Here is a 14556-nt window from a genome sequence, read left to right on the forward strand (position 1 = left end):
ACGTTATGCAAACCCCTGATTTAAAAAACATGCAGGTTGTTGTGGTTGGTTTAGGACTGACCGGCAAGTCTTGCGTGAAATTTTTACAGGAGCACGGGGCGAACGTAATCGGTATGGATCGTAATCCTGTTGAAATGCCAGTTGGGGTAAAAACACTCAGCGGTGATTTCAGTCAAGACGTCTTACTCAATGCTGATTTGGTCGTATTGAGTCCAGGGGTTAATCCAAATGGTAGTGTCTTCCAAAACGTGCAAAAAGCGGGAGTGGAGGTGATAGGTGATGTGGAATTATTCGCTCGCTTTAATACTACTCCAGTCATTGCTATTACCGGTTCTAATGGAAAATCGACAGTAACTTGTTTGGTCAATGAAATGCTTAACTGTGCGGGTATGAAAGCGCAAATGGGCGGAAATATAGGCACTCCGGTGTTGGACTTACTCAATACTGATGCCGATTATTTAGTACTCGAATTGTCCAGTTTTCAGCTTGAATTATTGCAATCATTAACCCCAGTTTGCGCAACCATTTTGAATGTGAGTGAAGATCACATTGATCGTCATCAAACATTTTTGGCTTATACCGACGCCAAACAGCGTGTTTATCGCAACGCTGAATATACTATCGCCAACCGTGATGATGTTAAAACTTGGCCAAAAAATTATGTGACCAAAACCAGTTTCGGCTTGAGTCACTCTCCGCTAGGAGTTAGCTGGGACGCGACATCGGAAATGATTTTAGTCGATGGTGAAGGATTTATTTCTGCACAACAGTGCGCTTTGCAGGGGCTGCATAATATTTTAAATATTCAAGCCGCTATCGCCTGTGTTATGCCACTTGGTGTTGAACAGCCTGCAATTGCTAAAGCGGTAAGCTTATTTACTGGTTTGGCACACAGATTTGAAGTGGTCAGCGAACAGCACAATGTACGTTGGATAAATGATTCAAAAGCCACCAATATTGGGGCCACTATTGCTGCTTTACAAAGCCTTAAAAATAGAGGCGCGAGTAAACTTATATTGATTGCTGGTGGCGATGGTAAAAAAGCCGATTTCACACAGCTACAACCGATGTTGTTAGATGATGTAGATTTATTAATAACCTTAGGTAAAGACGGTAGGGAAATAGCATCGTTAAAACCGGGCAGTATTGAAGTGGCCGATTTGATGGAAGCGGTTACCTTTGCAAACGGTATCGTAGAAAGTGGGGATATCGTTTTATTGTCCCCAGCTTGTGCAAGTTTGGATATGTTTGACAACTATCAACATCGCGGTGATGTATTCAAACAAGCTGTTTTGGAGGTCGCTCAATGACTCAAAGCAGGACAACCACTATGAGCACGCAAAGTGATTCGCTATTGCGCAGCATGTTTTCTCAACGCCATGATGGAAAGCAAGTCAGTGGCAGTGTGTTTGATGTTAACTTTATTTTGATCAGCATCGCGTTAATGGCGATTGGTTTAGTGATTGTTACCTCTGCTTCTATGCCGGTGGCAGCGCGACTATTTGATAATCCATTTCATTTTGCGATTCGTCACGGTATCTATTTGTGCTTGGCCTGTGTTGCAGCATGTATTGTGATGCAAATTCCAATGCAATGGTGGCGAGTAAGCAATCCTTGGCTTCTTTTATTAGCCGTAGTGTTGTTGATTTCGGTGCTCTTTGTTGGCCGCACAGTAAACGGCAGTCGTCGCTGGTTGGCGATAGGCCCCATCACTATTCAAGTGGCTGAGTTAGCAAAGTTATTCTTCTTCTGTTATTTGGCTGGCTACATGGTGCGCAGATACGAAGAAGTAACCGAAAATCTCAAAGGCTTTATTAAGCCGCTAGCGGTGTTTTTTGTGTTGGCTTTATTAATTCTATTGCAACCGGATTTAGGCACCGTTGTGGTGATGTTTGCCACCACTCTTGGATTATTGTTTTTAGCGGGTGCAAAACTTTGGCAGTTTTTCGGCTTGGTATTCACTGGATTATCAGCGATTACGGCCTTGATTTTGACCGCAGATTATCGAATGGAGCGAATGAGTTCGTTCTTGAAACCTTGGGATGATCCCTTTGGTGCTGGTTATCAATTAACCCAGTCATTAATGGCTTACGGAAGAGGTGACTGGTTTGGTCAAGGATTAGGAAATAGTCTTCAAAAGCTCGAATTTTTGCCGGAAGCTCATACCGATTTTATTGTGGCGATACTCGCCGAGGAGTTCGGCTTTTTGGGCGTCGCATGTGTTTTAGGTTTGTTATTTGTTTTGGTCTTCAAAGCCCTAAAATTAGGTAATTTAGCGTTGCTTGCAGAACGTCCATTTGAAGGTTATTTAGCCTATGCCATCGGCATTTGGTTTAGTTTTCAAACGGCGGTCAATGTTGGTGCTAGTGCTGGCATACTTCCTACCAAAGGTTTGACTCTACCACTGGTCAGTTACGGCGGTTCAAGCTTAATTGTAATGGCTGTCGCGGTAGCCATTTTAATTCGAATTGATTTTGAAATCCGGGTTGATGGTGTTCAAGCCATGAGCAAGGGGACAAAGAAAAAAGCCAGTAAGGGTAAGTCTAAAGTGAAAAAAATGCTTGCTGAAGCAGCCCAGAAAAATAGTGAGGCCGTGGCAGAATGAATGACATGAGCAGAACTATTTTGATTATGGCTGGCGGCACGGGAGGACATGTTTTCCCAGGCATAGCGGTGGCAAAAGAATTACAACAACGTAATTGGCAAATCCATTGGTTAGGCACAGCTGCTCGTATGGAAGCTGATATTGTTCCTAAAGCTGGTTTCGACATCAGTTTTATTGATGTGGCGGGTGTTCGCGGTAATGGAATCGTACGTTTGTTAAAAGCTCCGTTTCAAGTGATTCATTCGGTGTGGCAAGCTTTAGCTGTGATCAAACAAGTTAAACCTGATGTGGTATTGGGCATGGGTGGTTTTGCTAGCGGCCCTGGCGGTATTGCGGCGTGGATTCGTGGAGTGCCTTTGGTTGTTCATGAACAAAATGCGTTGCCAGGTTTAACCAATAAAGTATTGGCTAAGTTCGCTGCCCGCGTATTGACCGGCTTTAATCAGGCATTTGGAAAGCAGTCTGAAAACAAATATAGCTGGGTGGGTAATCCGGTGAGAAGTGATTTTGCCGACCTACCTGCTAAGCAGTTCAGTGATGATAAATGCAATATTCTTATTGTTGGCGGTTCGTTGGGCGCCAGTGCCCTTAATAGCCATGTTCCGCCCGCTTTATCTGGTATTGCCAACGCACAAGTACGTCATCAAACGGGCAAAGGACAGCAACAGATAGTTGCTGATACCTATCAAAAGTTATGGCCTGACAGCACGAATTGGCAAGTCATGGAGTTTATCGATGATATGGCTCAGGCTTATGCATGGGCAGATGTGGTCATCTGTCGAGCAGGGGCGTTAACCGTTGCTGAAGTCGCAATGGTTGGCGTGGCAGCTATATTTGTTCCTCTTCCACATGCTGTAGATGACCATCAAACAATGAATGCAAGGGCATTAGTGGATCATCATGCAGCCGTTTTATTACCTCAACCTCAATTAGAAGAAGGTGGTTTGAAAGTTATTATTCAACAACTTGTTAACGACGCACAAAGTCGAATTAATATGGGCCAAAAAGCCAAATCTTTAGCTAAACCTCTAGCCACCAAAACGGTTAGTGACATCTGTGAATCGTTGGCAGGAGTGGCGTCATGATTAAGCCTGATAAAGCTAACTACCACGTACCGGAAATGCGTCGCATTAAACAAATTCATTTTATCGGAATTGGCGGAGCGGGTATGGGCGGTATAGCCGAAGTTTTGTTAAATGAAGGTTACGCAATTTCAGGTTCGGACCAACAAAATAATGGTATGACCCAGCGTTTGCAAAGCAAAGGTGCCAAGGTCTTTATTGGTCACCGTGAAGAAAACATTAAAAATGCCAATGTGGTGGTAGTGTCCAGTGCGATTGATCATACCAATCCGGAAATTATCGCTGCTAAAGAAGCAAGAGTACCTGTTATTCGTCGAGCTGAAATGTTAGCGGAACTAATGCGCTTTAGACATGGCATCGCGGTTGCGGGAACCCATGGGAAGACCACAACTACCAGTTTACTGGCGACAATCTTTGCTCAAGCCGAATTAGATCCTACATTTGTGATAGGTGGTCTATTAAACAGTGCTGGCACAAATGCCAAATTAGGTAGCAGCCGGTATTTGATTGCTGAAGCGGATGAAAGCGACGCGTCTTTTGTGCATCTGCAGCCAATGGTATCCATAGTGACCAATATTGAACCTGATCATATGGAAACTTATGACGGTGATTTCCAGCGGATGCAAGACACCTATTTGGATTTTTTGCACAACTTACCCTTCTATGGTTTGGCAGTAATGTGTATAGATGATCCTGTAGTTCAAGCACTATTGCCACGTGTGGGACGTAAAGTAATGACCTACGGTATTGACGAGCAAGCTGATGTGCGCGCGGTCAATATTGAGATGGGCTTTAATCAAAGTCGTTTTACCGCGCAGCGCTCAGGACGTTCGGATTTGCAGGTGACCTTAAATATTGCCGGCAAACATAATATTTTAAATGCGTTATCGGCCATTGCTGTCGCCACAGATGAAGGCGTTGACGATCAGGCTATTGTCGATGCGTTAGGTGCTTTTGAAGGAATTGGTCGTCGTTTCGAACAACTAGGTTGTTTCGACACCGGGGAGGGCGAAGTGATTTTGGTTGATGATTACGGTCATCATCCTACGGAAGTGGCTGCGACCATTGCAGTTGCTCGCAATAACTGGCCAGATAAGCGATTAGTGATGGCCTATCAGCCCCATCGATTTACTCGTACTCGTGACTTATATGAAGACTTCGTGCGGGTGCTATCACAAGTTGACTGTTTGTTATTACTCGAAGTGTATTCTGCTGGAGAAGCGGCGATTGAAGGTGCTGATAGCAAGGCTTTATGTCGCTCTATAAGACAACGTGGGCAAATCGAGCCAATTTATGTGGCGAACAAAGATGAGTTGCCCAAATTACTTTCAGAAGCGTTAAGAGATCAAGATGTTTTGATGACGCAAGGAGCTGGAAATATTGGCCAGATTGCCAAATATTTACAGTCGATTGAATTAAGCAAAGAACGAATGAATACAGGGTTTGCCGAATGACACTTGGATTAAACATTGATGTAAAACAGTTTGGTAAAGTGGCCGTCTTATTTGGTGGTCATTCTGCCGAACGCGAAGTTTCTTTGCGTTCCGGAAATGCTGTTCTTAAAGCGCTGCAAAGTGCTGGCGTCGATGCCCATAAATTTGATCCTGCTGAACATCTGATAACAGAGCTTGTGGAACAAGGATTTAAGCGTGTGTTAATTATGCTGCACGGTCGTGGCGGCGAAGATGGCAGCATGCAAGGGGCGTTACAAGTTCTGCAATTGCCTTACACTGGCAGTGGGGTGTTAGGTTCTGCCCTAGCAATGGACAAAATTAAAACTAAACAAATTTGGCAAACATTGGGCTTACCAACCGCAAATTATCAGATTGCTGAGAAAAGTAGCTTTGATGCAGGATCTTGCAGGGTTATAATGCAAGAGTTGGGGGACACAGTCATGGTTAAGCCTGCGCAGGAAGGTTCCAGCATAGGTATGACCAAAGTGACGAATGCTGCACAATTAGACGCTGCCATTCAAGACGCATTTAAATACGATAATAGCGTCTTGCTAGAGCGCTTCATTCATGGTCCAGAATACACAGTTACTATTTTAAATGGTAAAGCTTTGCCATCAATTCGTATGTCTACCCCACATACTTTTTATGATTATGACGCAAAGTATCATTCTGATTCTACAGAATATTTTTGTCCTAGTGGGTTATCTATTGAAGATGAAAATAGGCTTGGTGAGCTAGCTCTCCAAGCCTTCGATGCTGTGTCAGGTATCGGTTGGGGACGGATTGATTTTATGCGTGACCAAAGTGGGCAGTTTTATTTATTGGAGGCCAATACTGTACCAGGCATGACTGAAAAAAGTTTAGTGCCAATGGCAGCGAAACAGGCAGGAATGACCTTTGAGCAATTAGTGTTGGCAATATTGCAAACGGCGGATCAGCACTAGTGCAACAATTAGCCGACAATAGCCAGACTAATCGCCGCTATCAATTAGCTGGCATGGTCTTTTTGGCTGTTGTTTTGCTCAGTCTAGTTTATGCCATTTGGTGGTTAGACAATTGGTTGGAAGATGCCCAAAGAGCACCAATAAACCAGGTTATTGTTAGTGGAAAAAGAGTAAATATTAAAGATGAGCTGATCGAAAATACCATTCGTTCAAAACATCCTGAAAGTTTTTTCGAAGTAGATGTGGATCGACTTCATCGGGAAATTGAAGCTTTACCTTGGGTTCATCGCGCATCCGTTCGCAAGCGTTGGCCGAATAGCTTGAATATTCATGTAGTGGAAGAGATCGCCAGTGCAAGATGGAATCGCGATTCGCTATTGAATCAATACGGTGAAATGTTTGATGCACAGTTACCAGATGCAATGTTGCCTGCTTTGTTCGGTCCCGGTGGCAGTGAGCAAACAGCATTGGATGGTTATCGTGATATGCAAACTTTACTTAACTCAGCCAGTTTGAGTATTGATGAATTATATCTAAGTGAGCGTTTTGCATGGAACTTACGTCTAAAAAATGGCATTCGACTTAACCTCGGACGCTCAGAATATGTAGATAGATTGCAACGTTTTGTCGACGTTTATCCACTGCTTAAAAAGCAAGATAAACAAGTAGATTACATTGACTTGCGCTACGACACGGGGTTAGCCGTGGGATGGAAAAGCGCATCAACAAATGAACAAGAGAGTTAGTTAAAGTGGGTAGCAAATAATATGTCTAAGGTGGCAGAAAGAAATCTAATCGTTGGCTTAGACATGGGCACAAGTAAAGTGAAAGCTGTGGTCGGAGAGATTCTTGACGACGGCGATATCAGCATTGTCGGTGTTGGCACTCATTCAGCCAAAGGTATGGATAAAGGTGGCGTCAACGACTTGAACTTGCTTGTACAGTCTGTGCAACGAGCTGTAGGCGAAATGGAGTTGATGGCTGATTGTCGCGTATCTTCTGTGTTTATGTCGATATCTGGTCGTCATGTGAAGTGTCAAAACGAAAGCGGCATGGTACCGATTAATAATCAGGAAGTGACCCAAGATGATGTTGACAACGTCGTACATGCGGCTCGTTCAGTGCCTATTGCATTAGAGCGTCGTTTGTTACATGTGCTCCCTCAGGAGTACACCATCGATGTGCAAGAAGGGATAAAAAACCCTATTGGTATGTCTGGTGTTCGAATGGAAGCCAGAGCACACATTATTACTTGCGCTGATGATATGGCGAAGAATTTAGTGAAATGTGTTGAGCGCTGTGAACTCAATGCAGATCAAATGATATTTTCAGCATTGGCCTCGAGTTACGCAGTTTTAACTGATGATGAAAAAGAATTGGGTGTTTGTGTTGTTGATATCGGTGGTGGAACCATAGACATGGTGGTGTACACCGATGGTGCTATTCGTCATACCGCGGTTATACCGGTGGCAGGAAATCAAATCACTAGTGATATCGCTAAGATATTTAGAACCCCGATTAATCATGCTGAAGAGATAAAAATTAACTATGCCTGCGCGCTGCGCGACATGGTGAGTATGGAAGAACAAATACAAGTGCCAAGTGTCGGTGGGCGTCCATCAAGAATGATGTCTAGACACACTTTGGCTGAGGTGATTGAGCCTCGTTATCAAGAATTGTTTGAATTGATCCATGAAGAGATCAAAGCCAGTGGGTTGGAAGAGCAAATTGCCGCTGGAATAGTGTTAACTGGCGGCTCGGCCAAAATGGAAGGTGCCGTTGAATTTGCTGAAGAATTGTTTCAAATGCCAGTTCGAGTTGGAGAACCCATTGGCATGAAAGGATTATCTGAATACGTTGAAGATGCGAGTTTCGCAACTGCAGTGGGATTATTGCAATATGGCAAAGAATCCATGCAATCGAAATCGGCGCAAAAAGCCGGCTCCAGTGAAGGATTATGGCATCGTGTTCAAAGTTGGTTTAAGGGGGAATTCTGAGGATGGAAATATCTCGGGATCTTAAAAAATTGAACGTGGGTGTTAACGACTCATGTTTTATCGCGCAAAAATCGGAGAAAAATAATGTTTGAATTAATGGATAGTCACAGCGAAGAAGCTGTCATCAAGGTTATCGGCGTCGGCGGCGGCGGTGGCAATGCAATTGAGCACATGGTTTCGCAAAGTATTGAAGGTGTAGAGTTTATTGCGGTAAACACTGACGCCCAAGTTTTGCGTAGTTCATCTGCCAACCTAACTTTACAAATCGGCTCAGGTGTCACTAAGGGGCTAGGAGCTGGCGCTAACCCAAATATAGGTCGCCAAGCTGCAGAAGAAGACCGTGAAAATATTCGTCAAGCCCTTGAAGGTGCTGACATGGTATTTATTACCGCTGGAATGGGCGGTGGAACAGGAACAGGTGCTGCACCAGAAGTGGCTAAAGTGGCTAAAGAATTAGGCATTTTGACAGTTGCTGTTGTGACCAAACCGTTTCCGTTTGAAGGTAAAAAACGTACAGAATTCGCTGATCAAGGTATTGAAGAGTTATCAAAATACGTTGATTCATTAATTACTATTCCTAACGAAAAGTTATTGAAAGTAATGGGGCGTGGTACGCCATTGCTTAAAGCATTTAGCGAAGCCAATGATGTGTTACGTGGTGCGGTTCAGGGTATTGCCGAGCTAATCACGCGTCCAGGTTTGATAAACGTTGACTTTGCAGACGTGAAAACTGTGATGTCTGAAATGGGTACAGCGATGATGGGAAGTGGCTCTGCTAAAGGTGAAGACCGTGCAGAAGAAGCGTCTGAAGCGGCTATTGCTTGTCCATTGTTGGAAGATATCGATCTATCTGGTGCCCGCGGTATTTTGGTTAATATCACTGCTGGTCCTGACTTTGCGATTGATGAGTTTGAAACAGTTGGTAATGCGGTTAAAGCCTTTGCCTCTGAAAATGCAACCGTCGTTGTAGGTACCGTTATTGATATGGATATGAGTGATGAATTACGAGTAACCGTTGTGGCTACAGGCATTGGTGCAGAACGTAAACCAGATATCTCATTGGTTAGCAGTCAAGGCTCACGGGTATCAGCGGAAGCAAAACAATTCAAATTACAGCCTGATGGCGGTGATCGAATTGGTAATACAGCCACTGATATGAATAAAGCTGTCGCAACCGAAGAAAAAACGGAAGCCAATACTGATTATGAGTATTTGGATATTCCTGCATTTTTACGCAAGCAGGCAGACTGATTTTTCGCCGAATTTGAATTTTTTGGCGAATTAGTGGTCATAGCTAGATAGATAATTACGAATTTTTGAAAGCTTAAAAACGCGAATGGTTATACTGTGCTTGGTCATAAGGTGATAGATGTCGAATGTGAAATTGACAATATTACTGACTAGATGTGAAAGTGCGGTTTAACAAATATGACAGATTTTTGACATTAGACCAGTTGGTCAGTATAATACGCGCCGGTTTTTAGCTGATATAATGTTTTTGGGATAGGCAACAGTTAGATGATAAAGCAACGCACAATCAAACATGCTGTGCAAGAAACAGGGATAGGTCTGCACAAAGGTGAAAAGGTCTCCATGACTCTCCGGCCTGCGCCGGCGAATACTGGTATTGTATTTCGCCGCATAGATCTTGAGCCCCATGTGGATATTCCTGCCAAAGCGAATGCTGTAGGCGACACAGTGCTGTGTACCTGTTTGAGTAATGAAAACGGGGTATCAATCTATACTGTTGAGCATTTATCCTCAGCCCTGGCTGGTTTAGGCATCGATAACATTATTGTTGAAGTAGACAGTAATGAACTTCCGATTATGGACGGCAGCGCGAGTCCGTTCATTTTCTTGCTGCAATCAGCGGGTATTGAAGAGCTAAATGCACCCAAAAAGTTCATTCGTATTATTAAACACATACGTGTTGAAGACGGCGATAAGTGGGCGGAGTTTCATCCTTACGATGGCTTCAGAGTGGATTTCAAAATTGATTTTGAACACCCAGTTATTAGTCAAACTCGTCAACACATTGTGATGGATTTTGATGCATCCTCTTACGTTGATCAGGTAAGTCGAGCCAGAACTTTTGGTTTTATGCGCGACTTCGAATACATGAATGCCAATAATTTGGCCTTGGGTGGCAGCATGGAAAATGCAGTTGCTCTGGATGAATACCGAGTGTTGAATCCTGAAGGTTTACGTTATCAAGATGAGTTTTTGAAACATAAAATTCTTGATGCGGTAGGCGATTTATACCTGGGAGCTCACAGTATTGTTGGTGAGTTGAAAGCATACAAATCAGGTCATGGTCTAAATAACAAGCTACTCAATGCGATGTTAAATGACCAGACTTGCTGGGAATATGTAACGTACGAAAATCAAGATGAAGTCCCCATTCATTTTGCATCTGCAGTTTTAGCAAATTAGCTATTGAACATCAAAATGCCGCATCTGCGGCATTTTTTAGTTTAGCATCTGGCTAAAAGAACAAAACACTTCATATAAATACCTTGATAACCTAATGTTCTACAAGGTATTGTTTGGGGTTAGAAAAAAACGAAATGCAGCTTGGCGAAAAATAACGAACAAAAAGCCAATGAAACTGTATGAAAAGTAATCGGTTGGATTGTTTCCAGATACCTATTAGAGCTATTAACCTAGGGCTAACAGGTTTAGTATCCATTCCAGCTAAATAATCACGAGAATACCTTACATGAGTTTAACACTACATTATAAAGGCAAATCAACGGAGTTTTCCTATCACATAGGAAAGCGGCGATTGGTTGTCGGCTTTGTTTTGGTATGCGGGCTGGTTATGCTTTCAAGTCGCACTAATCATAAGATTGATGAGTCTCATGCTCGTATAGAGTATGCAAAAAGCGGCTTTATTGAGCAAAAACGAGACGTATCAGAGCTAAAATCAGCAACAGAACAACAATTAGCTGGCATTATGCTTAATTTGGCAGACGTGCAAAGCCAGATTCAACGTGTCAATGCGTTAGGGGCAAGGTTGGTAGAACAAGCTGGTTTAAATCAAGATGAGTTTGGCTTCCAAGAGTTGAGTAGTGTTGGTGGTCCAATCACCGATTCAGTTATTACTATTCAAGGCAGTAATGAGTTGCTGGAGCGCATTGATTCGATGCTTGAAAGCTTAGATAGTAAAACTCAACAACTTGCAGCCCTTGAATCCATCATGATGAATCACCATATAGACGATCAGACTCATTTAGAAGGGCGTCCAATCACCTCAGGGTGGTTATCTTCATACTATGGTGTGCGGAAAGACCCATTTAGTGGCTTGCCGACAATGCATAAAGGTCTCGATTTTGCTGGCAAACAAGGTGACGCTGTTGTGTCTACCGGAGCTGGCCTAGTAACATGGGCGGGGGAGCGATATGGTTATGGTCAATTAGTTGAGATTGATCATGGCAATGGTCTTGTCACACGTTATGGTCACAATCAAGGCATAAGTGTTAAGATTGGGGATGTGGTCACCAAAGGCCAAGAAATAGCCCTTATGGGAAGTACCGGACGGTCAACAGGCGTTCATGTGCATTACGAAGTGATTAAAAATGGCAAGCAGCAAGATCCGCTGCCGTTTGTTTATCGAAAGTGATAAGTGATTTAACCACGTAAATTTGAAAATCGGCTCCATTGGGAGCCGATTGTTTTATCTCTCTATTAGATTGGAAGCTGTAAATCGATGTTTTCGAGTATATTCAGAAAAATTTTCGGTAGTCGTAATGACCGCCTGCTAAAAAAACTTAACAAACGTGTTGTCGAAATTAACGCCTTAGAGCCTGAGTTCGAAGCCTTGGACGATGAGCAGCTTAAAGCTAAAACGGTTGAGTTTAAGCAACGCATTCAAGATGGCGTTAGTCTAGATGACATCATGGTTGAAGCTTTTGCTGTTGTAAGAGAAGCCAGTAAACGGGTTTTCTCGATGCGTCATTTTGATGTGCAAATGGTCGGTGGCCAAGTGCTGCATGAAGGTAAAATTGCTGAGATGCGTACCGGTGAGGGTAAAACCCTTACTTCTACGTTGCCTGCTTATTTGAATGGTTTATCTGGTAAGGGCGTGCATGTTATAACCGTAAACGATTACTTGGCTAAACGTGATGCTGATTGGAGTCGTCCATTATTTGAATTCCTGGGTTTGACAGTGGGTTGTAATGTTCCTGGTATGTCCCATGCTGAGAAAAAAGAAGCCTACGCAGCGGATATTACTTACGGTACCAACAACGAATTTGGTTTCGATTATCTTCGCGACAATATGGCGTTTAGTCCCAATGACCGTGTTCAAAAGAAACTGTATTTTGCAGTAATAGATGAAGTTGATTCCATTCTGATTGATGAAGCCAGAACACCACTTATTATATCTGGTCAGGCGGAAGACAGTTCAGAGTTATATCGCCAAATTAACTTAATTATTCCACATTTAGTGCAACAAGCTGACGAAGATAAAGAAGGCGATGAAGCGGGCCGTGAAGGTGAAGGTGATTTCACCATCGATGAAAAAGGTAAGCAAATTCACTTAACTGAACGTGGTCAGATTCACGTTGAAGAAATACTCAAAGAAAACGGTATCTTGCCGCAGGATGAATCATTATTCGCAGCTTCAAATATTTCTTTACTGCATCACGTTAATGCTGCTTTGAGAGCCCATAAATTATTTAATAAAGACGTTGACTACATAGTCAATGGCGACGAGATAGTCATTGTTGATGAACATACCGGCCGTACTATGGAAGGACGCCGTTGGTCAGAAGGTTTACATCAGGCTGTTGAAGCTAAAGAAGGTGTGAAAATTCAAAACGAAAACCAAACACTTGCCTCAATAACGTTCCAGAACTACTTCCGACTTTATGAAAAACTGGCAGGTATGACGGGGACAGCTGATACTGAAGCATTTGAGTTTAACCATATTTATGGTTTGGAAACTGTGGTTATTCCAACCAACAAACCTATGCTTCGTGACGATAAAGCAGACTTAATTTACCTAACTGCCGAAGAGAAATACGAAGCGATAGTTGAAGACATAAAAGAATGTGTTAAACGTGGTCAACCAACTTTGGTGGGTACAGTTTCCATTGAAAATTCAGAGTTGCTTTCGCGAGTCTTGAAAAAAGCTAAGATTCCCCATGAAGTATTGAACGCCAAACAACATTTGCGTGAAGCCGATATTGTCGCACAGGCAGGTCGTCCTGGTGCGGTGACAATAGCGACTAACATGGCTGGTCGTGGTACAGATATAGTGTTGGGTGGTAACTGGCAATCTGAAGTTGCAAAAATACATGACCCTAAACCTGAAAAAGTAGCCAAAATCAAAGCGCAGTGGGAAGAAGATCACAAGAAAGTTATTGAAGCTGGTGGACTACATATCATTGGTACTGAGCGTCACGAATCAAGACGTATTGATAATCAATTACGTGGTCGTTCTGGTCGTCAAGGTGACCCAGGTTCTTCACGTTTCTATCTATCATTAGAAGATGCACTAATGCGTATTTTTGCTTCTGAAAAAATGGGCAATATGATGAAACGCTTAGGCATGGAACACGGTGAAGCTATTGAACACCCTTGGGTGACACGTGCCATCGAAAATGCGCAACGTAAAGTTGAAGGACGCAACTTCGATATGCGTAAACAGCTTTTAGAATATGATGATGTAGCCAATGATCAACGTAAAGTAATTTACGAACAACGTAATGAGTTGTTAGATGAAGGTGAAATCAGTGAAACCATTCAGGCAATCAGAGAAGATGTAGTCAATAGTGTTATTGACGACTACATACCGCCTCAATCTCTTGAAGAGATGTGGGATGTTGCCGGTTTAGAAGAGCGTATTCAAGGTGACTTCTTATTGGAATTACCCATCCAGAAGTGGCTAGATGAAGACGACAAATTATTCGAAGAAAAGCTACGTGAACGTATCCATGCTGGTGTAAATGACGCCTACAAAGAAAAAGAAGAGGCGGTTGGTGCAGATGTTATGCGTCAATTTGAAAAAGCAGTCATGTTGCAAAATCTGGATAGTTCGTGGAAAGAACATTTGGCTGCGATGGATCATTTACGCCAAGGTATTCATTTACGAGGCTATGCTCAGAAAAATCCAAAACAAGAATACAAACGTGAATCTTTCCAACTATTTTCTGAGATGCTAGAGAATCTTAAAGTCGAAGTGATCAACATTCTTAGCAAGGTACGGGTTAAAGCCGAATCTGATGTTGAAGCAGTTGAAGAGCAACGTAGGCAAGCCGATGAAGTTCAAAAGAGTTACGAACATGAATCGCCAAATGAGCCAGAGCAAAGTGCTAACGCTGGACCTACAACAACAGTGCGTGAAGGCGCTAAAGTTGGCCGTAATGATCCCTGTCCTTGTGGTTCAGGTAAAAAATACAAGCAGTGTCACGGTAAACTAAGTTAACCTTATTTGAATATATAAAAAGGGCATTTTTGCCCTTTTTTTGT

Annotated in this window: 11 protein-coding genes; all 11 read left to right on the plus strand. The window is 42.9% G+C overall.

Annotated features, from left to right (window positions below; genetic code table 11):
* The first annotated feature begins 5 nt into the window (after window positions 1–5).
* The 11 genes from murD (at window position 6) to secA (ending at window position 14512) form a co-directional block, all read left to right on the plus strand.
* Window positions 6–1310 (plus strand): UDP-N-acetylmuramoyl-L-alanine--D-glutamate ligase, encoded by a 1305-nt coding sequence (gene murD / locus Q4567_RS11835; RefSeq protein ID WP_216046939.1) that lies wholly within the window; start codon window positions 6–8, stop codon window positions 1308–1310.
* A 20-nt stretch (window positions 1311–1330) separates the two neighbouring features.
* Complete coding sequence (gene ftsW, locus Q4567_RS11840; protein ID WP_216046938.1) at window positions 1331–2605, plus strand: cell division protein FtsW; 1275 nt, start codon at window positions 1331–1333, stop codon at window positions 2603–2605.
* Window positions 2602–3690: an undecaprenyldiphospho-muramoylpentapeptide beta-N-acetylglucosaminyltransferase gene (gene murG, locus Q4567_RS11845; RefSeq protein ID WP_216046937.1), complete on the plus strand. Its 1089-nt coding sequence runs from the start codon at window positions 2602–2604 to the stop codon at window positions 3688–3690. Before ftsW ends, murG begins: the two co-directional genes overlap by 4 nt.
* On the plus strand, window positions 3687–5141 hold the full coding sequence (gene murC / locus Q4567_RS11850) for a UDP-N-acetylmuramate--L-alanine ligase (protein WP_216046936.1): 1455 nt from the start codon (window positions 3687–3689) through the stop codon (window positions 5139–5141). Before murG ends, murC begins: the two co-directional genes overlap by 4 nt.
* Window positions 5138–6085: a D-alanine--D-alanine ligase gene (locus Q4567_RS11855; RefSeq protein WP_216046935.1), complete on the plus strand. Its 948-nt coding sequence runs from the start codon at window positions 5138–5140 to the stop codon at window positions 6083–6085. Before murC ends, Q4567_RS11855 begins: the two co-directional genes overlap by 4 nt.
* Entirely contained in the window at window positions 6085–6831 is a 747-nt protein-coding gene (locus Q4567_RS11860; protein WP_303500508.1) for a cell division protein FtsQ/DivIB, read from the plus strand. Before Q4567_RS11855 ends, Q4567_RS11860 begins: the two co-directional genes overlap by 1 nt.
* Window positions 6832–6852: 21 nt before the next feature.
* A complete protein-coding gene (ftsA, locus tag Q4567_RS11865; RefSeq protein ID WP_216046934.1) occupies window positions 6853–8082 on the plus strand; it encodes a cell division protein FtsA in 1230 nt (409 codons plus the stop codon).
* Between the two features lie 84 nt (window positions 8083–8166).
* The gene (ftsZ, locus tag Q4567_RS11870) at window positions 8167–9333 is read left to right on the plus strand and encodes a cell division protein FtsZ (RefSeq protein ID WP_216046933.1); all 1167 of its coding nucleotides are present in this window, start codon (window positions 8167–8169) and stop codon (window positions 9331–9333) included.
* 267 nt (window positions 9334–9600) lie between these two features.
* Window positions 9601–10515, plus strand: a complete 915-nt coding sequence (lpxC, locus tag Q4567_RS11875) for a UDP-3-O-acyl-N-acetylglucosamine deacetylase (protein ID WP_216046932.1) — start codon at window positions 9601–9603, stop codon at window positions 10513–10515.
* Window positions 10516–10801: 286 nt separating this feature from the next.
* Window positions 10802–11704 carry a M23 family metallopeptidase gene (locus Q4567_RS11880; protein ID WP_216046931.1) on the plus strand — a complete coding sequence of 301 codons (903 nt, stop codon included), beginning with the start codon at window positions 10802–10804 and terminating at the stop codon, window positions 11702–11704.
* A gap of 87 nt (window positions 11705–11791) precedes the next feature.
* The gene (gene secA / locus Q4567_RS11885; protein ID WP_216046930.1) at window positions 11792–14512 is read left to right on the plus strand and encodes a preprotein translocase subunit SecA; all 2721 of its coding nucleotides are present in this window, start codon (window positions 11792–11794) and stop codon (window positions 14510–14512) included.
* The last annotated feature ends 44 nt before the right edge of the window (window positions 14513–14556 follow it).

The organism is Aliiglaciecola sp. 2_MG-2023 (assembly GCF_030548145.1).
In the GTDB taxonomy this organism is placed as follows: domain Bacteria; phylum Pseudomonadota; class Gammaproteobacteria; order Enterobacterales; family Alteromonadaceae; genus Aliiglaciecola; species Aliiglaciecola lipolytica_A.